General features: G+C 64.9%; 23 protein-coding genes, 2 tRNA genes, 1 other RNA gene and 1 pseudogene. 16 read left to right on the top strand and 11 right to left on the bottom strand.

Annotated features, from left to right (window positions below):
• Nucleotides 1–3: 3 nt before the first annotated feature.
• Both gap and tkt read right to left on the bottom strand, forming a co-directional pair.
• A complete protein-coding gene (gene gap / locus LZ016_RS03430) occupies nucleotides 4–1,011 on the bottom strand; it encodes a type I glyceraldehyde-3-phosphate dehydrogenase (protein ID WP_241445861.1) in 1,008 nt (335 codons plus the stop codon).
• Nucleotides 1,008–3,008, bottom strand: coding sequence for a transketolase (tkt, locus tag LZ016_RS03425; RefSeq protein WP_436286355.1), 2,001 nt, complete (start codon nucleotides 3,006–3,008; stop codon nucleotides 1,008–1,010). The genes gap and tkt overlap by 4 nt, the downstream gene beginning before the upstream one ends.
• Nucleotides 3,009–3,120: 112 nt before the next feature.
• On the opposite strand from tkt, the gene LZ016_RS03420 reads away from it, so the two are divergent.
• The 6 genes from LZ016_RS03420 to LZ016_RS03400 all read left to right on the top strand — a co-directional run bounded on the left by LZ016_RS03420 (nucleotide 3,121) and on the right by LZ016_RS03400 (nucleotide 5,737).
• Nucleotides 3,121–3,297 carry a hypothetical protein gene (locus tag LZ016_RS03420; RefSeq protein WP_241445859.1) on the top strand — a complete coding sequence of 59 codons (177 nt, stop codon included), beginning with the start codon at nucleotides 3,121–3,123 and terminating at the stop codon, nucleotides 3,295–3,297.
• A complete protein-coding gene (locus tag LZ016_RS03415; RefSeq protein ID WP_241445857.1) occupies nucleotides 3,297–3,611 on the top strand; it encodes a cell division protein ZapA in 315 nt (104 codons plus the stop codon). The genes LZ016_RS03420 and LZ016_RS03415 overlap by 1 nt, the downstream gene beginning before the upstream one ends.
• 11 nt (nucleotides 3,612–3,622) lie before the next feature.
• A non-coding RNA gene (ssrS, locus tag LZ016_RS15805) (6S RNA) lies at nucleotides 3,623–3,776 on the top strand.
• Nucleotides 3,777–3,819: 43 nt separating this feature from the next.
• Nucleotides 3,820–4,386, top strand: coding sequence for a 5-formyltetrahydrofolate cyclo-ligase (locus tag LZ016_RS03410; RefSeq protein ID WP_241445854.1), 567 nt, complete (start codon nucleotides 3,820–3,822; stop codon nucleotides 4,384–4,386).
• Complete coding sequence (locus LZ016_RS03405; protein WP_241445852.1) at nucleotides 4,383–4,613, top strand: DUF2842 domain-containing protein; 231 nt, start codon at nucleotides 4,383–4,385, stop codon at nucleotides 4,611–4,613. The genes LZ016_RS03410 and LZ016_RS03405 overlap by 4 nt, the downstream gene beginning before the upstream one ends.
• A gap of 35 nt (nucleotides 4,614–4,648) precedes the next feature.
• Nucleotides 4,649–5,737, top strand: a complete 1,089-nt coding sequence (locus tag LZ016_RS03400) for a cell wall hydrolase (protein WP_241445850.1) — start codon at nucleotides 4,649–4,651, stop codon at nucleotides 5,735–5,737.
• 34 nt (nucleotides 5,738–5,771) lie between these two features.
• On the opposite strand, the gene LZ016_RS03395 is transcribed toward LZ016_RS03400, so the two are convergent.
• From LZ016_RS03395 to LZ016_RS03380, 4 genes are all read right to left on the bottom strand, one after another.
• A tRNA-Asp gene (locus tag LZ016_RS03395) sits at nucleotides 5,772–5,848 on the bottom strand.
• Between the two features lie 20 nt (nucleotides 5,849–5,868).
• On the bottom strand, nucleotides 5,869–7,068 hold the full coding sequence (locus LZ016_RS03390) for an AI-2E family transporter (protein ID WP_241445848.1): 1,200 nt from the start codon (nucleotides 7,066–7,068) through the stop codon (nucleotides 5,869–5,871).
• Nucleotides 7,069–7,133: 65 nt separating this feature from the next.
• Nucleotides 7,134–7,218: transfer RNA gene (locus LZ016_RS03385), tRNA-Leu, on the bottom strand.
• Nucleotides 7,219–7,258: 40 nt separating this feature from the next.
• The gene (locus LZ016_RS03380; RefSeq protein WP_241445847.1) at nucleotides 7,259–8,767 is read right to left on the bottom strand and encodes a YifB family Mg chelatase-like AAA ATPase; all 1,509 of its coding nucleotides are present in this window, start codon (nucleotides 8,765–8,767) and stop codon (nucleotides 7,259–7,261) included.
• A 130-nt stretch (nucleotides 8,768–8,897) separates the two neighbouring features.
• Here LZ016_RS03380 and LZ016_RS03375 point away from each other — a divergent pair, with 130 nt between their 5' ends.
• The 7 genes and pseudogenes from LZ016_RS03375 to LZ016_RS03345 all read left to right on the top strand — a co-directional run bounded on the left by LZ016_RS03375 (nucleotide 8,898) and on the right by LZ016_RS03345 (nucleotide 13,032).
• Nucleotides 8,898–9,221 (top strand): hypothetical protein, encoded by a 324-nt coding sequence (locus LZ016_RS03375; protein ID WP_241445846.1) that lies wholly within the window; start codon nucleotides 8,898–8,900, stop codon nucleotides 9,219–9,221.
• A gap of 93 nt (nucleotides 9,222–9,314) precedes the next feature.
• Entirely contained in the window at nucleotides 9,315–9,449 is a 135-nt protein-coding gene (gene rpmH / locus LZ016_RS03370; RefSeq protein WP_037504084.1) for a 50S ribosomal protein L34, read from the top strand.
• A gap of 11 nt (nucleotides 9,450–9,460) precedes the next feature.
• Nucleotides 9,461–9,772 (top strand): annotated as a pseudogene (gene rnpA / locus LZ016_RS03365) (ribonuclease P protein component); the annotation flags it as partial.
• On the top strand, nucleotides 9,769–9,999 hold the full coding sequence (yidD, locus tag LZ016_RS03360; protein ID WP_241445845.1) for a membrane protein insertion efficiency factor YidD: 231 nt from the start codon (nucleotides 9,769–9,771) through the stop codon (nucleotides 9,997–9,999). The pseudogene rnpA and the gene yidD, both read left to right, overlap by 4 nt.
• Nucleotides 9,996–11,702, top strand: a complete 1,707-nt coding sequence (gene yidC, locus LZ016_RS03355; RefSeq protein WP_241445844.1) for a membrane protein insertase YidC — start codon at nucleotides 9,996–9,998, stop codon at nucleotides 11,700–11,702. The genes yidD and yidC overlap by 4 nt, the downstream gene beginning before the upstream one ends.
• Before the next feature lies 1 nt (nucleotide 11,703).
• Complete coding sequence (gene yihA, locus LZ016_RS03350) at nucleotides 11,704–12,351, top strand: ribosome biogenesis GTP-binding protein YihA/YsxC (protein ID WP_241445843.1); 648 nt, start codon at nucleotides 11,704–11,706, stop codon at nucleotides 12,349–12,351.
• A gap of 12 nt (nucleotides 12,352–12,363) precedes the next feature.
• A complete protein-coding gene (locus tag LZ016_RS03345; protein WP_241445842.1) occupies nucleotides 12,364–13,032 on the top strand; it encodes a glutathione S-transferase family protein in 669 nt (222 codons plus the stop codon).
• Here the strand turns inward: LZ016_RS03345 and LZ016_RS03340 are convergent.
• The gene (locus LZ016_RS03340) at nucleotides 13,029–13,496 is read right to left on the bottom strand and encodes a cupin domain-containing protein (RefSeq protein ID WP_241445840.1); all 468 of its coding nucleotides are present in this window, start codon (nucleotides 13,494–13,496) and stop codon (nucleotides 13,029–13,031) included. The two genes, LZ016_RS03345 and LZ016_RS03340, sit on opposite strands and share 4 nt — an antisense overlap.
• Nucleotides 13,497–13,523: 27 nt before the next feature.
• Here LZ016_RS03340 and dapE point away from each other — a divergent pair, with 27 nt between their 5' ends.
• Nucleotides 13,524–14,648: a succinyl-diaminopimelate desuccinylase gene (gene dapE / locus LZ016_RS03335; protein ID WP_241445839.1), complete on the top strand. Its 1,125-nt coding sequence runs from the start codon at nucleotides 13,524–13,526 to the stop codon at nucleotides 14,646–14,648.
• Here the strand turns inward: dapE and LZ016_RS03330 are convergent.
• The 4 genes from LZ016_RS03330 to LZ016_RS03315 form a co-directional block, all read right to left on the bottom strand.
• The gene (locus tag LZ016_RS03330; RefSeq protein WP_241445838.1) at nucleotides 14,645–16,330 is read right to left on the bottom strand and encodes a putative bifunctional diguanylate cyclase/phosphodiesterase; all 1,686 of its coding nucleotides are present in this window, start codon (nucleotides 16,328–16,330) and stop codon (nucleotides 14,645–14,647) included. The two genes, dapE and LZ016_RS03330, sit on opposite strands and share 4 nt — an antisense overlap.
• A gap of 85 nt (nucleotides 16,331–16,415) precedes the next feature.
• Nucleotides 16,416–16,766 carry a Smr/MutS family protein gene (locus tag LZ016_RS03325; protein ID WP_366512880.1) on the bottom strand — a complete coding sequence of 117 codons (351 nt, stop codon included), beginning with the start codon at nucleotides 16,764–16,766 and terminating at the stop codon, nucleotides 16,416–16,418.
• 160 nt (nucleotides 16,767–16,926) lie between these two features.
• Nucleotides 16,927–18,135: a murein transglycosylase A gene (mltA, locus tag LZ016_RS03320; protein WP_436286340.1), complete on the bottom strand. Its 1,209-nt coding sequence runs from the start codon at nucleotides 18,133–18,135 to the stop codon at nucleotides 16,927–16,929.
• Complete coding sequence (locus LZ016_RS03315; RefSeq protein ID WP_241445835.1) at nucleotides 18,132–18,788, bottom strand: Tim44/TimA family putative adaptor protein; 657 nt, start codon at nucleotides 18,786–18,788, stop codon at nucleotides 18,132–18,134. The genes mltA and LZ016_RS03315 overlap by 4 nt, the downstream gene beginning before the upstream one ends.
• A 187-nt stretch (nucleotides 18,789–18,975) precedes the next feature.
• Between LZ016_RS03315 and secB the strand changes: the two genes are divergently transcribed.
• Nucleotides 18,976–19,509 (top strand): protein-export chaperone SecB, encoded by a 534-nt coding sequence (gene secB / locus LZ016_RS03310; RefSeq protein ID WP_241445833.1) that lies wholly within the window; start codon nucleotides 18,976–18,978, stop codon nucleotides 19,507–19,509.
• Nucleotides 19,510–19,537: 28 nt separating this feature from the next.
• On the top strand, nucleotides 19,538–21,097 hold the full coding sequence (murJ, locus tag LZ016_RS03305) for a murein biosynthesis integral membrane protein MurJ (RefSeq protein WP_241445831.1): 1,560 nt from the start codon (nucleotides 19,538–19,540) through the stop codon (nucleotides 21,095–21,097).
• Nucleotides 21,098–21,105: the final 8 nt, after the last annotated feature.

Below are 21,105 nucleotides of genomic sequence, written 5' to 3'. Positions count from 1 at the left end.
GCCTCAGCCGAGCTTCGCCATCGCGGCGGCCGTGTCGACCATGCGGTTCGAGAAGCCCCACTCATTGTCGTACCAGCTGACGACGCGGACGAGCTTGCCTTCAAGAACCGAGGTTTCGAGGCTGTCCACGGTCGAGCTGGCCGAGCTGTGGTTGAGGTCGATCGAAACCAGCGGCTCTTCCGTGTAGGCGAGGATGCCCTTCAGGCGGCCGCTCTCGCTGGCGGCCTTAAGCGCGCCGTTGACCTCTTCCAGCGTGGTGTCGCGCTTCGGCGTGAAGGTCAGGTCGACAAGGCTGACGTTCGGAACTGGAACGCGCACGGCCGAGCCGTCGAGCTTGCCCTTCAGCTCCGGTAGCACCTCGCCCACCGCGCGGGCGGCGCCGGTCGTCGTCGGGATGATGGACATGGCCGCGGCGCGGGCGCGGCGCAGGTCGGAGTGGATCTGGTCGAGGATCTTCTGGTCGTTGGTGTAGGCGTGGATCGTAGTCATCAGCCCGCGTTCGATGCCGATCGTGTCGTTCATCACCTTCGCGACCGGCGCCAGGCAGTTGGTCGTGCAGGACGCGTTCGAGACGATCTTGTGCTCGGCGGTCAGCTTGTCGTCGTTCACGCCGTAGACGACCGTCAGGTCCGCCCCCTTGGCCGGAGCCGAGATCAGGACGCGCTTGGCGCCAGCTTCCAGGTGCTTCTCGCCGCCGGCGCGGTCGGTGAAGAAGCCGGTGCATTCGAGAGCGATCTCGACGCCGTTCGCGGCATGCGGAAGCTTCGCGGGGTCGCGCTCGGCGGTGACGTGGATGCGCTTGCCGTTGACGATGATGTCGTTGCCGTCGCTCGACACCTCACCCGGGAAGGCGCCGTGGACGCTGTCGCGCTTGAACAGCCAGGCATTTGCCTTTGCATCGGCGAGGTCGTTGATCGCGACCAGCTCAAGACCGCAGTCGGGACGTTCAAGGATGGCGCGCGCTACCAGCCGGCCGATGCGCCCGAAGCCATTGATCGCAACTTTGGTCATTGAATGCCTCTCTGTTTCATGTGGCCGAGAACTCGCTCGGCGACCTTGTCAGGCGTGAGCCCGAAATATTCGTAGGCGTCCTTCGCAGGAGCCGAGACGCCGAAGCGGTCGATGCCGATGCGAAGGCCGTGAAGGCCGGTGTAGCGTTCCCAACCGAAGGTGGTGCCAGCCTCGATCGAGACGCGCAGGATCTCGCGGTTGGAGACATCCGGAAGAATGTCCTCGCGATAGTCCGCCGGCTGTGCGTCGAAACGCTCGGTGCTGGGCATGGACACCACGTCGGTACCGATGCTCTGCGCTTCAAGCTTTTCAGCCGCCGCGAGAGCGATTTCAACCTCGGAGCCGGTCGCCAGGATGATCACCTTTCGAGCGTTCTCGGCCGACTTGAGGCGGTAGGCGCCGCGAGCGGAGAGGTTCTGGGTGAATGGTTCCGTGCGTACCGGCTTCAGATTCTGGCGCGTTAGGGCGAGCACACTCGGCTCGTCGCTCGCCAGCGCAAGCGCCCAGCATTCGGCGGTCTCGACCGCGTCGGCAGGGCGGTAGACATCGAGCTGCGGAATCGCGCGCAGGCTCTGGAGATGCTCGATCGGCTGGTGGGTCGGGCCGTCCTCACCTAGACCGATGGAATCGTGAGTCATCACGTAGATGACCCTGGCCTTCTGCAGCGCGGAAAGACGGATTGCCGGGCGCGCATAGTCGGTGAAGACCAGGAATGTTCCGCCGTAGGGGATGACGCCGCCGTGCAGCGCCATGCCATTCATCGCCGCGGCCATGCCGAACTCGCGGACGCCGTAGTAGATGTAGCGGCCGCCGTAATTGTCGGCGTCGAGCACCTGGAGCGCCTTGGTCTTCGTGTTGTTCGAGCCGGTCAGGTCGGCTGAACCGCCGATGGTCGACGGGATGGCGGCGTTAATCGCCTCAAGCGCCATTTCCGACGCCTTGCGGGTCGCGACCGGCTTCAGGTCGGCGAGCAAGCCGTCGACGTAGGGCTTGAGCCAGCTGTCATCGACCATGCCGGAAATCCGGCTAAGAAACGCGTCCTTCTTGGCGCTGGCGTCGAGACGCGTCTGCCAGTCCGCTCGAGCAGACGCGCCTTTCTTCCCCGCCTCGCGCCAAGCTGCGAGTACATCGTCGGGAACGGCGAATTCTTTCGGCTCAAGGCCGAGCCCGGCACGTGCGGCTTCAACCTCGTCCTTGCCGAGCGCCGCGCCGTGTGTCGCCGCCGTGCCCTGCTTGTTCGGCGCGCCGTAGCCGATGACGGTCTTGCAGCGGATGAGCGACGGGCGAGGATCGGCCTTCGCTTCGTCGAGCGCGCGCGAAACGTCGTCGGAGTCCAGGCCATCGCACTCGGTGACGTGCCATTGCGCGGCCACGTGGCGCGCAACCACGTCCTCGTTGCGCGACAGGTCCGTCGAACCGTCGATGGTGATCTCATTGTCGTCCCACAGGACGATGAGGCGGCCGAGCTTCAGGTGGCCTGCAAGACCGACCGCCTCGTGATTCACACCCTCCATCAGGCAGCCGTCGCCGGCGATGACGTAGGTGTGATGGTCGACAAGCTCGTCGCCATAGGCGGCATTAAGGTGCCGCTCTGCAATCGCCGATCCAACCGCCATTGCGACGCCCTGCCCCAGCGGCCCGGTCGTCACCTCGACGCCCGCGAGCTCGAAATTCTCCGGGTGACCGGCGGTCGGGCTGTGCAGCTGGCGGAAATTCTTGATGTCGTCGAGCGTCGGCCGCTCATAACCGGTCAGGTAAAGCAGCGCGTAGATCAGCATCGATCCGTGGCCGGCGGAAAGGATGAAGCGGTCGCGGTCGGGCCAGTGGGGGTCCGACGCATCGAACTTCAGATGGCGTGTGAAGAGCGCTGTCGCCGCGTCGGCCATGCCCATCGGCATGCCGGGATGGCCGCTGTTCGCAGCTTCGACTGCGTCCATCGCCAAGGCTCGAATGGCATTGGCAAGTCGGCGCTGAGTCGGCTGCAAGGTCTGCTCCATGAACGGGATGCGGCGGCCCTTGGCCGGATAGCGACGAAGCGTCAACCTCGCGACATTGGCGATGGCCCTTCTCGGCTTGCCGCGAGGGAAAATCTTTCCTAGCGAAAACCTCATGGATGAAGGCCGTCTCACCGCCGCGCTCGACCGCGCCGAACGTGCGATTCTCCGAATGGAGCGAGCGCTCTCGCAACCTAAGAAGCAGAGCAGCCGTGACGAAGAGCTTCGCGCCAAGGTCCGGGAGGCCGTCGCCGAGCTCGATCACATCATCCGCATGGCGGAGGACGCCTGATGGCCGAAATCGACGTGTTCATCGCCGGGCGCGCCTATCGCGTCGCCTGCCGGGACGGCGAGGAGGATTCACTCCGCAAGGCCGCCTCGCTGGTCGATGCCAAGAGTCGCGAGGCTCTTTCGGGTCTCGGAACACTCTCGGAAGCGCGGCAGCTGCTCTTCGCCTCTCTCCTGCTGGCCGACCAACTCATCGACGACGGCCGGACGCCCGAGCCGACGCTTCCCGACCCGGCCCTCGCCGAGCGGGCTGAACGGATTGCCGACCGGCTCGAGTCGCTCGCTGAAGCCCTTGAGGGCGAGGCCGAACACACCTAGATAAAGGATGACGGGTACTGCCCGGTACGAGCCTTTGAATATCCCTGAGGCTTATCGATCCTAATGGGAGCTGTCCCTGCCCGGACCCTGGTCCGATGTATACGGCGCCCACCTGACGTTTGTGGCGTCAGAGGATTTCCGGCAAACGGCCACGGTGGTCCCGTCACTTCCCCCTATGCCACCGAACTCATTCGAGCCTGGATCCGCAGTGCCGCAGCACAAGGACATGCTGCGCCAGGCTGCGCTCGACGCGCGTAAGGCCTTCGTTCGCACCGTCGATGATGCGCACCGGACGCTGCTCGAGCAGAAGCTCGCACAGCATCTGACGTCCCTTTGCGCGCACGCGTCGGTGGTCGCAGGCTATCACCCGCTCGGGAGTGAGATCAGCCCGCTGCTGGCGATGGAAGAGGCGCGAGCGGTGGGCCGAATCGTCGCGTTCCCTGCGTTCGCCGACCCGGCGAAGCCGTTTCGCTTCCTGGCTGGCGATCCGCTCGAGCCTGGGCCGTTCGGAATCATGCAGCCCAAACGGCGTGCGCCCGTTGTGGAGCCCGACCTGATCTTCGTGCCGCTGGTCGCAATCGACGGTCGAGGCACGCGCCTTGGCCGCGGCAAGGGACATTACGATCGAGCGCTCGTTCGTCTCCGCAAGACGGGCGCCAAGCTGATCGGCGTGGGCTGGGCGATGCAAATGCTGCCGACCGAAATCCCGCGCGACCCCTGGGACGTTCCGCTTCACGGCTTCGCGAGCCCGGACGGCGTGGAGTATTTCGGATGAACGAGCCCAGCTGGCGCAGGCTTGCAGGAATCGGCGCAATCCTTCTGCTCATCCTCTTCTGGGCCGTGCTCATCGCAAGCTTTGCAGGCACGGTCGGGCGCTGGCCGGTGATCCTCCAGGCGCTGTTCCACCTTGCCGTCGGCATCGCCTGGATCGCCCCTCTGAAGCCGCTTCTGCGATGGTCACAAACGGGACAGTGGAGGGCCGATCCCCGCCCGAAAGATTGAAAGAAGCGTGTTAGAATCCTATATCACCCGCTCCAATGACACAGGCTATTGCCCTAGCGACCTCGCGCCTGTGGCGCGAACGTCCGAAGGAGATGCTCCTTGCCGGCGGGGTCGCGTTTGCGGCGTTCGTCGCCGCAGGGACGGCCTATTCGACTCCCGATCTTGCGAGCCTAAGCGGCCGTAACGACCCCACGAAGGTGGGCCCGCCTGCGCCGCCGCCGCTGCTCATCAAGGAGCTGCCGCCTGAGCAGGCGTTAGCCATCAACAAGCAGATTCCGCTGACTCAGGGGCCGAATCCGGCCGCCCAACCCTTCTCGCTCAATAAGTCCGATACCGCCGCGCGCGACCGGGCCCTCGAGTGCCTGACGAGCGCGATCTATTACGAGGCCGGGAGCCAGGACGCCGACGGCGAGCGCGCAGTCGCGCAGGTCGTGCTCAACCGGGTCCGCCACCCAGCCTTCCCCGCTAGCGTTTGCGGCGTGGTCTATGAAGGGTCCACCCGGCCAACGGGTTGCCAGTTCACCTTCACCTGCGACGGCTCGCTCATGCGGCAGCCGGACCAGGCCGGTTGGGATCGCGCGCGAACGGTCGCCGCTGCGGCCCTGAACGGCTTCGTCTACGCGCCGGTCGGAACCGCGACGCACTATCACGCCGATTATGTCGTGCCGTACTGGGCAGAAACTTTGTCCAAGAATGCCGTGGTCGGCGCCCACATCTTCTACCGCTGGGCGGGCAGCTGGGGCCGGCCGGCAGCGTTCACGCAAGCCTACTCGCGTTCAGAGCCCAACGCAGGCGCGCTCCGTAGCGCGGCTATCATGGCCGAACAGCGCGACCGGGCGACGCGCAGCATCAACGGCGAAGAAGCTCAGGCGATCGCCGAGATCCCGGGCGCGGAGGCCATCAAGCTTGAACCGTCCATGCGCGGCGACAAGCGCGTCGCTGTTCGCTTCAACCTGACGGCTCGGAAAGCGTCGGACTCGGTCAAGCACGAAGCCTACGTCGAGAAGGTGAAGGCGTCGGACAATCTGCGCTTCGCACTGACGGGCGGCGAGCCGCAGGCGGATGAGAAGCCGCTCGGCCAGCCGGCGGCACCGGCGCCAGCATCAGGCGGCAGCGCGCAATAATCGCGGCTGCTTCGACACAATTCTTTTTCAGAAATGGCGCGAGTGACGGGGCTCGAACCCGCGACCTCCGGCGTGACAGGCCGGCGCTCTAACCAACTGAGCTACACCCGCGTTTTTGGCGTGGCGGCGAACTAGGTGGCAGCCCGCGGGGTGTCAACATCGGTGGAATCTTTTTCCGTCTCTTCTTCGCCCGCATGCGTCAGCGTGCCGTGTTCGAAGAGGAAGCCGGCGATGTCCGGAGTGCCGGCGGCGGAGAAGATCGTCTTCATGATGATGAGCAGCGGCACGGCGAGCAGCGCTCCGGTAGTTCCCCACACCCAGGACCAGAAGCTCAGCGACACGAGGATCGCGAGCGGACTGATGGTCAAGCGCTTGCCGACGATCATCGGCGTGATGAGGTTCGCTTCAATCAGGTGAAGGCCGACGAACACCAACGGGGGAAGTAGGGCCGACCAGACGTCCGGGAAGATCATCAACCCGCCAAAGAACAGGAGCAACGCCGAGCCGATTGGGCCCAGGTACGGAATGTAGTTCAGCACCGCGACGATGCCGCCCCACATGATCGGTGAATCCATGCCCAGCTGCCACAGCACGAGTGCCGTTAGCGCTCCTAGCGTCACGTTGATCAGCGTGATCGTGCCGATGTAAATCGAGGTCGCATCCACGACCTGCTGGATGACGCGGGCAGTGGTCAGCGCGCCTTCGAAGCTGCCGCGGCTGACGATCGTCCGCTTCCGCATCGTGGTCCAGCCGGCCAGGAAGAAGAAGATCACCAGCAACGCGAAGAACAGCTGGATCAGCACGTGGGGCGCGGAAGTCGCCAGCAATCCGGAAAGCGAGTTGGGCGTCTCAATCCGGACGGTCCGGCCGCCCTGCGGCGTGATCGTGACCTGCGCCATGATCTTGCCGACGAACTTGTCGAACGCCTTGTAGAGGTCGAGCACCGGGTCGAGCGCGGCACGGACCTTCGGCAGGCGCTCCGGAATCAACGCGACCCAGTCGATCGCCGGAAGCACGATCGACGCGACGGCGAAGACCGCGATCGACAGGAAGATGATCACGCACAGGCCCGCGGACAGCCGCGAAGGCACGCCGCGCCGCTCGAACCATTCGAGCAGGGGCACAAGGGTAATCGCGACGACCAGCGCCGCGGTAACCGGCATGAAGAACTCGGCCCCGGCCCGGAGCGCGAACGGAAGAGCGACGAAAATGCCTGCGCCTGCGATCAACGCGATGGAAGCAAGCAGGCGATCACGCTTCGCATTGGTCTCGGCAAGCGGGTGTGGCGCTTCAGCCGATTCCTGTGCGTTGCTGCTCGTCCGCGCGTCCATGGTTAAGAGGATATCGGGCGAAGACGCTCCCGGCTAGCGGGCTGGCCAAGCTTTTCGAACGTAAGTGGTGCCCCTGGTCCGACTCGAACGGACACTCCGGTTAGGAACTCGATTTTGAGTCGAGCGCGTCTACCATTCCGCCACAGGGGCCCCCGCAGCCGGTCCTAGCTAAAGGCGAAGTCTTGGCTAATCAATTGCGAGGCGCTTGCCGCCGGTAGCTGAGGGCTTCGGCCGCATGGATGCGCCCCACCTGCTCCGCGCCGGCAAGATCGGCGACGGTCCTCGAGACCCGGAGGACCCGGTGAAAGCCCCGAGCAGAAAGGCGCATCGCGGCCGCCGCATCCGCCAGGAGCTTGCGACCGGGCTCGTCCGGCGTGGCGACCTTCTCCAGAAGCTCACCATCCGCCTCCGCATTCGTGCGCACGCCCGATCCGTTGTAGCGATCGGCCTGCACCTGGCGTGCTGCGGCGACCCGGCCGGCGACTTCGGCGCTTCCTTCGGCAGGCGGCGGCAGGGTCAAATCCGCCGCTGAAACCCCCTGCACGTCAACATGCAGATCAATGCGGTCGAGAAGCGGCCCGGACACTCGTGCCTGATAGTCTGCGGCGCACTTGGGCGCCCGGCTGCAAGCAAGCGCCGGATCGCCCAAGTGGCCGCACCGGCAAGGGTTCATCGCTGCCACGAGCTGCACACGCGCCGGGAAGGTGACGTGCGTATTTGCCCGCGCAACGCTGACGTTGCCGGTCTCGAAAGGCTGCCGAAGCGAATCCAGAACAGCTCGCTGGAATTCCGGCAGCTCATCAAGGAAGAGGACGCCGAGGTGAGCGAGACTGATCTCACCCGGTCGTACGCGAAGCCCGCCACCCACAAGCGCGGGCATGGACGCGCTGTGATGCGGAGAGCGGAAAGGACGCTGCCTGGTCATTCGCCCGCCTTCGAGCTCGCCGGCGACGGAGGCGACCATCGATACCTCGAGGGCTTCGGCGGGCTGGAGCGGCGGGAGGATCCCGGGAAGGCAGGAGGCAAGCAGCGACTTGCCCGCTCCGGGAGGGCCGCTCATCAGCATATTATGACCGCCCGCAGCCGCAATCTCGAGCGCGCGCTTAGCGACCTCCTGACCCTTCACTTGCCTGAGGTCCGGCCCGCCAACAGGCAATTCCGCCTCACCCGGAGCCGGCGGACGGAGTACCGACGAGCCCTTGAGATGCGCGAGCAAGGCAAGAAGGTCGGGCGCGGCAATGACTTCGACATTGCCAGCCCAGGCGGCTTCCGCGCCTTGAGCCGCAGGACAGATGAGCCCCTTCCCTTCGCTCGACGCCTGGATCGCGGCCAGCAACACGCCCGGCGAAGAGGCGATGCGACCGTCGAGCTTCAGCTCTCCGACGATGACGTAATGAGAAAGTGCTTCCGCATCGGCTGCACCTATCGCAGCGAGCAGGCACAGCGCGATCGGAAGGTCGAAGTGCGATCCTTCCTTGGGAAGATCGGCCGGGGACAGATTGACCGTGATACGCTTGGGCGGGAGCGCAAGACCGATGGCGGCAAGCGCGGCATGCACGCGCTCACGGCTTTCGGCGACCGCCTTGTCCGGCAAGCCGACGATCGTGAAACGCGGAAGACCTGCGGAAAGCTGGACCTGAACTTCGACCGGACGGGCTTCGAGGCCTAGATACGCAACAGTGGCGACGGTGGCCGTCATCCGGCACCGCCACGGCACAACATTCGGTAAAGCAGACTTCCCCCTAGCTCGGCGGCGCCTTGCTAGCGCGAGGCCGTTGCGGACCGCAAGTCCTTGCAGCCACTGCTATTCACGCCCACATGCCGAAGCGATGATCACCAAGAGCCAATGGCGGAAATTCATCGATCAGCCGTGGGTCGAATGGGGGCTCATGGCCCTCGGCGTCTTGCTGATCATCGGCGGACTAATCATCTCCCCTTTGCCCGGCCCAGGCGGCGTTTTTCTGATCGCGCCGGGCGTCGCGCTCATCCTGAAAACCAGTATGTGGGCCAAGCGCCGCTATGTGCGGTTCAAACGGTGGCAGCCGAAAGCGGGCGGCTGGGCCGACTGGGCGCTGCGCAGGCGAAGCGCGCAACGACGCGCGGAAATCCGGAAGCAGGAAACGGCGCGCATCGAAGAGGGCGGAGCGAATTGACTTTGGGGCGCCCCTCCCCTATCGGCCCGCTCGACAGCGGCTGCCGGAACGGCGGCCCTTTTTCTTTAGATTCTTGAATTTGAGGCATGAGCGATGAAGCGCACCTTCCAGCCGAGCAATCTCGTCCGCAAGCGCCGGCACGGCTTCCGGTCGCGCATGGCGACCGTGGGCGGCCGCAAGGTTCTGAACGCGCGCCGGGCACGCGGCCGCAAGAAGCTCAGCGCCTAACAGTCCTTAGGAAACGCTCGGACTTCCTCGCTGCGAACGCCGGACGGCGCGCGGCGATGCCGGGCTTTGTCCTTCTGGTTCGCAATCGCCAGGACGGCGATGATACGAAGCGCATCGGCTTTACCGTGAGCAAGAAGGTCGGTGGCGCCGTTGTGCGCAACCGGATGAAGCGCCGCTTCCGCGCGCTTGCCCGCGAAATCCTGCCCTCCGAGGGTCACGCCGGGTCCGACCACATCATGATCGGCCGTTCCAGCGGCATCGAGCGCGAGTTCGCTCTTCTCCGCCAGGACTTCGCCAAGGCGCTGGAGAAGACGCGCCCGTGATAGCCAAATTGCTCATCCTGATCGCCCGCGGCTGGCAAAAAGGTCCGTCCCAAATTCTCCCGCCGAGCTGCCGATACCAGCCCAGCTGTTCGGCCTATGCGATCACGGCAATTCAACGCTATGGCGCCGCCCGCGGTGGGTGGCTCGCTCTGAAGCGAATCATGCGCTGTCATCCCTGGGGCGGCCAGGGCTACGACCCGGTTCCCCAAGTCGAGGATCATAAGTGAACGAGAATAAGAACCTGATCCTCGCGGTCGTGCTGAGCGCGCTCGTGCTGCTCGGCTGGGGATGGCTGTCGAACAAGATCACGCCGGCCAACCCGTCTCCCGTGAAGGTCGAGAACGGCAAGGTTCAGCCCGTTCCGCAGCCGAATGCGAGCCCAGCTCCGAGCACTCCGGCCGTCCTTCGCGACCGGGCCAAAGTCCTGGCCGAAACGCCGCGCGTTCGCATCCAGACGCCGAGCCTCCAGGGCTCGATCAATCTTCAGGGCGCAAAGATCGACGACCTCGTTCTCGTTCGTGAGCGCGAGAGCGTGGGCAAGAATTCGCCGCCGGTGCGGCTGCTCTCGCCGGCCGGTGCGCCGGGCGCCTACTTCACGTCCTTCGGCTGGAGCGGCCAGGGCGTACAGGCGCCGCCGCCCGACGCGGTCTGGACGCCGAGTGCGCAGGTGCTCGAGCCCGGCAAGCCGGTCACCCTGACATGGTCGAACGGCGGCCCGCGCTTTGAGATCACCATCTCGGTCGACGACAATTACCTTTTCACAGTGCAGCAGCGCGTCGCGAACACCAGCGCCAACGCAGTGGCCGTGCGGCCCTTCGGCCTGGTCAGCCGGGCCAACAAGTCGCCCGATCCGGACAGCTGGACCGTCCACGTTGGCCCGATCGGCGTCTTCAACGGTGCGGCCAATTATGACGTGAACTGGAAGACGCTCGACGAGAATGCGGCGGGCGAGCAGTTCACGACGCCCGGTGGCTGGCTGGGCTTCACCGACAAATATTGGCTGACGGCGCTCGCTCCTGCTGGCGAGCGCAGCTTCGCCGCGAGCTTCCGCAAGGGGCCGAGTGGCGCCTACCAGGCCGACTATTCCGACGCGCCCATCGTCGTGGAACCGGGCAAGGCGGTGACGACCGAGACCCGCCTCTTCGCCGGCGCGAAGGAGAAGAAGCTTCTCGATCAGTATGAAGCTGCAGGCATCCCCAAGCTGTCGAAGGCGATCGACTGGGGCTGGTTCGAATGGTTCATGCGGCCGATCTTCGACCTGCTGAACTGGCTGTTCCAGCACATCGGCAATTTCGGTGTCGCCATCATCTGCCTGACGCTGATCGTGCGTGGCCTGATGTTCCCGATCGCGCAGAAGCAGTTCCAGTCGATGGCTGCCATGCGAAAGCTCCAGCCGAAGATGAAGGCGATCCAGGAGCGCTACAAGGACGACAAGCCCAAGCTCCAGCAGGAGATGATGAAGCTGTACCAGGAGGAGAAGATCAATCCGGCTGCGGGCTGCCTTCCGATCCTGCTGCAGATCCCGATCTTCTACGCGCTCTATAAGGTGCTGCTCGTCTCCGTGGAGATGCGCCACCAGCCGTTCATCCTGTGGATCAAGGACCTTTCGGCTCCGGACCCGCTGACTCCGGTGAACCTCTTCGGCCTGCTGCATTTCACGCCGCCGCACTTCCTCGCGATCGGCGTGCTCGCCATCCTTCTCGGCGTCACGATGTGGTTGCAGTTCAAGCTCAACCCGGCACCGATGGACCCGACGCAGCAACAGATCTTCTCGATCATGCCGTGGGTGATGATGTTCGTGATGGCGCCTTTCGCGAGCGGACTGCAGCTCTACTGGGTGACCAGCAACGTGCTGACGATCCTGCAGCAATGGTGGCTGTACAAGAAGTACGGCCTCCACTTTGCCGACACTCATCCGGTGACGACCTGACGTGGACGAGGCGGACGACAGGGAAGAACTGACGGAGCGTGCCCGGAAGCTGTTTTCGGGCCCGGTCGACTTCCTGAAGTCCGCTCCTTCCCTCAAATTCCTGCCCGATCCCGAAGCGCCGGAGATCGCGTTCGCCGGGCGGTCGAACGTCGGGAAAAGCTCGCTCCTGAACGCGCTGACCAACCGCAAAGGGCTGGCGCGTACGTCCAACACGCCGGGACGAACGCAGGAACTCAACTTTTTCGACGTCGGTCGGCCGCCGGAGATTCGCCTGGTCGACATGCCGGGTTACGGTTTCGCCGAGGCTCCGAAGGATCTGGTGAAGCGCTGGCGCTTCCTCGTGAACGACTTCCTGCGGGGGCGTGCCGTTCTTCGCCGTTCGTTCGTTCTGGTCGATTCGCGACATGGGCTGAAACCCGTCGATCTCGAGATCATGGAGATGCTCGACGACGCGGCCGTGAATTATCAGCTGGTTCTGACCAAGGGCGACAAGATCAAGCCGACGGCGCTGGCGGAAGTGCTCAAGCAGACGGCGGAGCAATCTGCCAAGCATCCTGCGGCGCACCCGCACCTAATCGCGACGTCCAGCGAAACCGGCGACGGCATCGCCGAGTTACGAACGGCAATCCTCGAAGCAGCAATGTCCTAGGGAGAGAGCGGCTTGCTCAAGGTCATCATCGGAAATCGCGCTTATTCCAGCTGGTCGATGCGCGGCTGGCTTGCGGTCAAGCAATCCGGCGAAGAATTCGAAGAGCTTGTCGTGCCCATGTTCGACGAGGACTGGGAGAAGCGCCGCGAGGGCGACGAATTCGCCCCTTCCCTCGGCAAGGTTCCGATTCTGTGGGACGGCAACTGCGTCGTCTGGGACAGCTTGGCGATCATCGAGTTCCTCGCGGACCGCTGCGGCAAAGAACTCTATTGGCCCGAAGATGAGTCCGCTTGCGGCATGGCCCGGTCGATGGCGGCGGAGATGCACTCCGGCTTCGCCAACCTGCGACGCGAGCTGCCGATGAATGTCCGCAAGACCTTTCCCTTTAAGCCGCTGTCGGACGAAGTGCGCGGCGAGATCGAGCGAATCCTCCAGCTGTGGGCGCAGGCTCGCGCGCGTTTCGGTGGGACGGGCGGAGACTTCCTCTTCGGACAGTGGTGCGCGGTGGACATCATGTACGCGCCCGTCGTGACGCGCTTTATCACTTACTCAATCCCTATGCCGCCCTTCGCCGAGTTGTACATGAAGGCGGTCCTGTCACACCCGCACGTCAACGAGTGGATAGACAAGGCACAGGATGAGCCTTGGGTCATCGAGCATTACGAGCACGAGCCCGCCTAAGCGGGGCGCGTCGTATCGCCGAAGGGCGAGCCGTCCTTGTGGACGTAGCGGCCATCCGTAGTGAACAGCATGTCGATGTCCGAATAGCCGCCACCCGTGTTCGTCCCGCCTCCAAATGCGAGGAAGGTGCAGTCCTCACCGCTTTCGTTGCGGAGGTGGTGGCCATTGCCGGTGCCCTTGGGCCAAGCGGCGAGGTCGCCCGCGCGCAGCACCGTTCGGCCCTCGTCCTCGACCAGCACAGCCTCGCCTGACAGCATCACGACGAACTCGTCCTCGCCGTCGTGCCAGTGACGCTGGCTGGACCAGGCTCCGGGTTTCAGCGTCACGTGGCTGACCCCAAAGTCGGTGAGGCCCGTCGCCGGGGCAAGGCGCCTGTACCAGCGGCCGGCGACCGCTTCGTTGTGCGGCGGCGGGTAGCCCGTGCGGTTGACCTGCTCGATGGATTCAAGGTCGATCTTGGGCATGCCCCGCTCCTTTGCTACGCGGACGAAATGTCAGTCGACCCAATCGCGCTTGCGCGGGACCTAATCAACTGCGCAAGCGTGACCCCCGCGAGCGGCGAAGTCTTCGATGTTCTGGAGCGCGCGCTGGCGCCGCTGGGCTTCACCGTCCATCGTTTCACGCTGGGCGAGCCGCCGGACGGGCCGACTGAGAACATGGTCGCGATCCGCGGCGATGGCGGACCCCACTTCGGCTTCGCGGGGCATCTGGACGTGGTACCCCCGGGCGATGGCTGGAGCAGCGATCCCTTCGACACCGTGATCGAGGATGGCGTGCTGTCCGGCCGTGGCGCGGTCGACATGAAGAGCGCGATCGCCGCCTTCGTCGCTGCTGCCTCTCGCACCGATCAGACGAGCGGCACCACCTCGCTCCTGATCACCGGCGACGAGGAAGGCTATGCGACCTACGGGACTCCGCGCATCATCGACTGGCTGAACGAGCGCTCGATCCGGCCGGACATGATCCTGATCGGCGAGCCGACATCGGTCGATCGCCTCGGCGATACGGTGAAGATCGGCCGCCGCGGATCGGTCAACATGTGGATCGACGTTCCGGGCACGCAGGGCCACGTCGCCTACCCTCATCGCGCGGACAATCCGGTGCCGAAGCTGGCCCGCGTCGTCGAAGCGCTGAACGGGCTGCATCTCGACGACGGGACGGAAGCCTTTCCGCCATCGAACCTGGAGTTCACCGCTGTCAGCACTCCGACGCAGGCCAGCAATGTCATCCCGGCCACCGCGACGGCGCAGCTCAACATCCGCTTCAACAATCTTCAGCGAGGCACCGATCTCGTGCGGCTCGTGGAAGAGATTGCCGAGCGGGAAGCTCCTGGCTCAACCGTGCGCGCTCGCATCTCGGGCGAGGCCTTTCTGACTCCGCCCGGGCGACTTTACGACGTGATCGTCGAGGCAATCCGGGAAGAGACCGGCATCGAGCCGGAGCTGTCGACCAGTGGCGGCACGTCGGACGGCCGCTTTCTCATCCAGCTTTGCCCGGTGGTCGATTTCGGCCTGCCCAATGCGACGATGCACAAGCTCGACGAATGCGCGGCGGTCGAGGACATTCACGCGCTCGCGCGCATCTATGAGCGGGTGCTCACGAAGGTCTTTGCTTAGGCGACGGAGCGGTTGGTCGCGCCGGCCGAATCCCGGGTCCAGGCCAAATACTCGCCCTCGAACATGGGCTCGGCGAAAACGTAGCCCTGGATCGTGTGGCAACCCATGGCACGTAGGATGTCCGCCTGCGCAGAGGTCTCGACCGCTTCGGCGACGACCTCGCAACCGACACCCTGGATGAGGTGTATCACCGCTTGCACGACCACCCGGGCCTTCTCCGAGCCCTCGATGTCAGCGATCAGGGACGGATCGAGCTTCACGCGATCGATCGGCAGCGAGCGCAGCCGCGCCAAGTTTGAGTAGCCGGTACCGAAATCGTCGATCGAGATGCGGGCGCCGTCCTTTCGAAGTGCCGCGATTTCCGCGACAACGGCCTCGCTCGCCTTCATTGCGGCGGTCTCGGTGAATTCCAGCTCGACCATCGACAGCGGCACACCTTGCTCAACGAAGGCCTGACGCAGCCGCGCGAAGAAATCCGCGCGGTCGAGCTGCCGCGGGCTGACGTTGAACGCGAGCCTTCGACCCAAGCCGTCGCGATTCCAGCTGCCGAGCGCCGAGGCGACCTCGGAGATGACCCATTCGCCAATCTCCGCGATCAGGCCCGTGCTCTCGGCGATCGGAATGAAGTCCCTCGGCGAGCGCAAGCCCTCGCGCGGGTGGTTCCAGCGCAGCAGCGCCTCGGTGCCGACGAGCTCGCCGGTCTGCAAGCTCAGCTGCGGCTGGTAAGCGAGCATGAACTCGCCGCGCTGCACCGCTTCGGTCAGCGCCTTTTCCGTGTCGATCCGCCGCTGATAGTCGGCCGCAAGTTCGTCATTGAACAGGCAGTGCTGGCCGCCGCCGAGCGACTTGGCCCGGTACATGGCGATGTCCGCCGCGCGCATCAGGGACTCCACGCTGTTGCCGTGGTCCGGGCAGAGCGCGACGCCGATCGACGCGCCAATGTCGACGCTATGACCGTAAAGCTCGAACGGCTCCGAGATGGCGACCGCGATGCGGCGCGCGATCCGCTCGATGTCTTCGGTCGAGGCAATCTCGGGGAAGAAAAGAGTGAACTCGTCACCCGCGAGCCGGGCGAGCAAAGGCCGGCGGTTGGCGGACTCCGAAAGCTCAGCGGTCACCACGACCCGAAGGCGGTTCGCGACCATGATAAGCAGCTGGTCGCCGCGCGCATGGCCAAGGCTGTCGTTGACTCCCTTGAAACGGTCGAGGTCGACGAACAGCATTGCCGACCGTGCGGCCGGCGCAGCTGAGCCGAGCAGCTTGTCTGCTTCCGACCGGAAATGCAGGCGGTTGGGCAGCGACGTTACGGGGTCGTACATGCCGAGTGCCTGGGCATTCTCGATTGAGGCGCGCACCTCAGCGAACAACGTGTCCACGGCGGTCGCGAGCTTGGGCATGTTCTGGCGAACGATTGCGGGCGGCGGCGAGACAAGGTCGCCGTCCTCCACCGCCATGAGGCGATCGCCCAATGCCGCGAGCGCGCGGGCGCTTTCGCTGTTGGGCCGCTCCGATGCGATGTAGCTGACGAGAAGGCAGAAGGCGCCGGCGGTGATCGAGGCGACCAGCTGCTCGTCGAACTCGGTGATGTAAAGGAAGGCCATCAGCGAGAAGAAGAACGAGGCGATGCCAGCCGCGCCCGACAGAAGCGCGTTGCTGATCTTCTGGGCCGTGCCTTCTTTCATCGAGTGATTTGCGCCCCGAGCGGCGGCATTTCGCCGTTTAGGAGGCTCTAAATCGGCAGGGTTAATAAACGGTGCAGTGGGAAGGTTACCGGCGGCGGAGAACGATATAAAGACTCCCGCCGCCGCCGTGCCGGGGATGCGCGCCTCGCACCGCAGCGATCTTGGAAGCATGCCGGGACACGGCGAGCCAATCATGAACGGCAGCCCGGATCCGGCCGCGCTGGATCGGCGGCTCTCCTGGGCGATGATGGCCGGTAACCAGCAGGATAACGCGGTCGCCCGCGTCGCTCGCACGTTCCAGAGCTGCGTCGATGGCTGACCAGGCGCGGTCAAGGGTCATCCCGTGCAGGTCGACCACCCGGTCGGGCTGGATGGCCCCACTTCGCAGCTTGCGATCCCAAGTGCCGTCGAGCGTGGTTCCCGGGCGAGCTGGCACCGGCGGCGCCAGTGGAGCTCGCCGAACCGGCGACGTCGTCAGCCTGACGGCTACGGTCGGCCTCTGAACCGCCGTAGGCCCCTCTAATTCGGGGATCTTCTCCGGCTCACGCGACAGCGGCCGGATCGTTGCAGTGACCCTAGCCCAAAGCTGGGCCTCGTCAGGGCTGAGTGATCGCGCCACTGGACGGGGACGCGACCGGCGCGCTGCCTTTGGGAACGAGGACGAGCGCGACTCCTGACGACGCCATTCCGCCCGCAATCTGAGTGGCTTCCGCACCTGCACCCCAGAAGGTGTCGAAGCGGTTCGCACCCTTGATGGCGCCGCCCGTGTCTTGGGCCACCCAGAAGCCATAGGCTTCGGGCCGGTCCATCGCGAGGAAGACCGGGGCACCTAGGGGCACGAAGTTCGGATCGGCGGCAACCGTCGCCTTCGGCGTGACCGCGACGTTCATAGCTCCGAGCGGGCCCGGCCCGGTCAGTTCGCTGAAGAAGATGTACGACAGATTCTCGCGCATGAGCGCCCTGCCCTGGTCGGGATTCGCCCGCATCCACGCCTTGATCGCCTGCATGTTGGCGCCACCCGGCGGCAGGATGCCGCGCTCCTTAAGGAGTCGACCGATGGCCACGTAATCGCGCCCATTCTGGTTGGCGTAGCCGAGGCGCATCACCGAACCGTCGGGAAAGCGTACGCGCCCGGATCCCTGGATTTCTAGGAAAAAAAGCTCGATCGGATCGGCCGCCCAGGCGACCTCGAGGCCCTTGTTGGCGAGGACCCCGTCCTCGATCTCCGGCCGCGTGTAATAGAGCACGCAGGTTCCTGTTTCATCGATCCGGCCGCGGCCTGTTCCGCCATCGGGGCGAGTGCAGCGCGTCAGGTCGGCAGGCGTAGAATAAATGGGTACGTAGCCCGGCTGCGGCGTACGCGAGCCCAAAATTTCCGGTTCGTAATATCCCGTGGCGAAGGCCTTGCCTCCCCCGACGCTCAGCCAGTCAAAGCGATCGCGGAAGAAGGCGGCCGCATTTTCAGGCGCGACCGCGGCGGCTTCGGTGCACACGCCCGTCCACGCCGTGGCCGCGGCCAGGCCAGACTTGTCCTGCCGCTTGAGCAGAGCCGGGCAGCTCGCCTTGAAGGCGCTAAGAGCCTTGCCAGCGTCCATCTGTGAAACGAACGGCGGCGCAGCACTCAGCGTCACGCCAGCAGCCAGCGCGTTGGCGGGAGGCGGCGGCACGACTGGTGCCGGTGCCGGTGCGGGAATGGGCGCTGGAACCGGCGCGGGCGCCGAAGGACTAACCTCGGCGGGCCGAGTAGCGCAGGCGGATAGAATAACGAAGGACGCGAGCGCTAGCGCCCTGACGAACGGGGTCACTCTTCCTCGTCGGTCTCGATCAGCAGCCAGTTGGGATCGCGCGAGCCGATCTGCCGCCTGAAGGTCCACAAGTCACGCGTCTGGACGGCGTCGCTCAGCGAACCGGCGACGACTTCGCCTTCGCGGTTGCGAGTAACGGCCGCAATATCCGCTTCGAGGCGGACCGTGACGACCGCGAGATCATGCTCTGCCGAAGCGGCAGTGATCAGGGCCTGCTCGACATTGACCAGCCGGTTGTCGAGGACGAGGCCGTCCTTCTCGCGCTGCTGGATGGCGCCCGTGAACGTCTCATACACGTGATCGTCCACGAACGGCCGAAGCGCGGCGCTGTCGCCCTTCCAATAGGCCTCGAGCACCATCTGATAGGCGGACTTGGCGCCTTCCAGGAAGCGAGCGACATCGAAGTTGGGATCGGCCGCGAGAAGCGCCCGCACGCCGGGCCCCGCAGTGGGCAGGTAAGCCAGATCGGATCCGTCGCTGATCGTCGGCTGTGCCGCGACCGGCCGGGTTACGCGCGGTTCCACAATCGCCTCCGGGTCCGCGGGCTTCAGGATCGGCTGCTGCTGCTCATGCCCGGTACGCTCGCCGAGCACGCTATAGAGTCTCAGCCCGATGAAGAGGGCAACGAGTGCAAGGACGACAATTACGGTCAACTGCTCAGTTCCGATCCTTCCGTGTCGCGCATGAACATAATGCGCGAAGCCTTTCAATTCAAAGCCCGCCTTTAGGCGTGCTGCCGCCATTGCGCGCCACTTGGGCGACTGCTAGGCGCGCATTTCACAAAACGCGCCCGGACCACAAGCGGGTCCGACCCTCCCATTCGACCGAGGCAATACTGACATGGCCGACCAGGACTTAATCAACTCCGGAAACGGCTCCGGGGACGCTAACACGGGCCCGCAGGCTGCGACCCTGGCGCAATACATCAAAGATCTCTCGATCGAGAATCCTAATTCGCCTCAGGTTTACCAGTGGCAGGAACAGCCGCGCGTCGACGTCCAGTTCAACATCAACGTCGAAAAGGCGTCGGACGAGCTTCATGAAGTCATCATCAAGCTCGAAGTGTCTGCTCGCTCGGACAGCGGCGTCCAGTTCCTCGTCGACCTGAGCTACGCCGGACTATTCGGCCTTCGCAATTTCCCGGAAGAGGCGATGGGCCCCTTCCTTCTCGTCGAGGCTCCGCGCCTGCTCTTCCCGTTCGCGCGTCAGATCGTTGCCGAAGCGACTCAGAACACCGGTTTCCCGCCGCTGCTTCTGGACGGGATCGACTTCGGTGCGGCCTATCTCGCGCAGCTGCAGGCGCAGCAGGGTGTCGAGGGCGATGCTCCTCCTTCGGACGAGAGCGGACCGGCCGACGAAAACTCCGTGAACTGATCGCCACGAAGTCGCGGGTGATCGACGGATGAACCTGCTCAAAGCGACGGGAACGATCGGGGGGCTGACTCTCGTCAGCCGCGTGGCGGGCTTCGCGCGCGAGATGCTCATGTCTCGCGTCATGGGCGCAAGCTGGCAGGCCGACGCTTTCTTCGTCGCCTTCCGCCTTCCGAACACCTTCCGCCGGCTGTTCGGCGAAGGCGCGTTCTCGGCGGGCTTCGTGCCGCTCTATAGCCAACGGCTGCAGGGCGAGAACGGAGAGGTGGAGGCCAAGAACTTTAGCGAGGAGGTGCTGGCGGTCTTCCTACCGACGCTGATCGTGTTCACGCTGGTCTTCGAAGTGATCATGGGACCGTTCGTGTTCCTGATCTCCGGCTATCACGGTGAGAAGCTGGCCCTCGCGACTTTCCTGACGCGGGTTACTTTCCCCTATCTCCTGCTCATCAGCCTCGTTTCGCTCTTCTCAGGCATCCTCAACAGCCTGGCGAGGTTCACGGCGGCGGCGTTCGCGCCGGCACTGCTCAACCTCGCCATGCTGACCGCTCTAATCTTCGTGCCGGTAGGCGGAACGGTGACAGCCACGGCGCTAGCGATTGCAGTCGGTGCGGGCGGTATCCTGCAGCTCGGCCTGCTCCTCGCAGCCTGCAAGCGCGCCGGTATCGTTCTGAAGCTGCGGCGTCCGCAGATGACACCCGGCGTTCGCCAGTTTGTTCGGGTCGTCGTCCCCGCAACGCTGGGGGCGGGCGTGTATCAAATCAGCGCCTTCATCGACACCTTCTTCCTGACGCGCATCGGCACCGGGGCGATGAGCTATTTCAATTATGCCGACCGTCTCAACCAGCTTCCGCTGGGTGTGATCGGAGCCGCGCTGGGCACCGCGATCCTTCCACAAGTCAGCAAGCATGTGGGCGCCAATGAGCCGGGCAAAGCCGCCCGCGTTCAAGGTCAAGCCGCAGAGCTGGCGATGCTGCTGTGCCTTCCGGCCGCGCTCGCCCTCGCCGTCAGCGCGCAGCCGCTCGTTTCGGCGCTCTTCCAAGGCGGCCGCTTCAACGCTGAAGATGCGCGCCTTACCGCCCTTACCCTCTCGATCATCGTCCTCGGCCTGCCAGCCTACGTGCTGGTGAAGGTGCTGACGCCCGGCTTCTACGCGCGGCAGGACACGGCTACGCCGGTGAAGATCGCCGTCTTCGTGTTGATCGCAACGGTAGTGCTCAACTTCATTCTGATCCCGCCCTTCGGAATTGCAGGCCTCGCCTCGGCAATCGCAATCACGTCCTGGCTCAACTGCCTGATGCTCTACGTCATCCTGCACCGCCGCGGACATTTCCGCATCGAGGGCTGGCTGGCGTCTCGCGTCATTCGTCAGCTCATCGCCGGCGCGCTGATGGTCGCCGCGCTGTACGCGATCCGCATGGTTCTCGGCGGCTGGTTCGACGGCTCCGTCGGCAAGCGGATGGCCGGAGTGGTCGCCTTGGTGGGCGGCGGCATGGCCGTCTACTTCCCCGCGGTGTGGCTGCTCGGCGGCACGGACAAGGAAGAGCTGCGCTCGCTCGTCAGGCGGAGGAGGCCTTACACCGATGTCGCCTAACGTCCCCG

The sequence above is a fragment of the Sphingomonas telluris genome (assembly GCF_022568775.1).
In the GTDB taxonomy this organism is placed as follows: domain Bacteria; phylum Pseudomonadota; class Alphaproteobacteria; order Sphingomonadales; family Sphingomonadaceae; genus Sphingomicrobium; species Sphingomicrobium telluris.
This window is presented reverse-complemented; position numbering and strand designations above follow the sequence as displayed.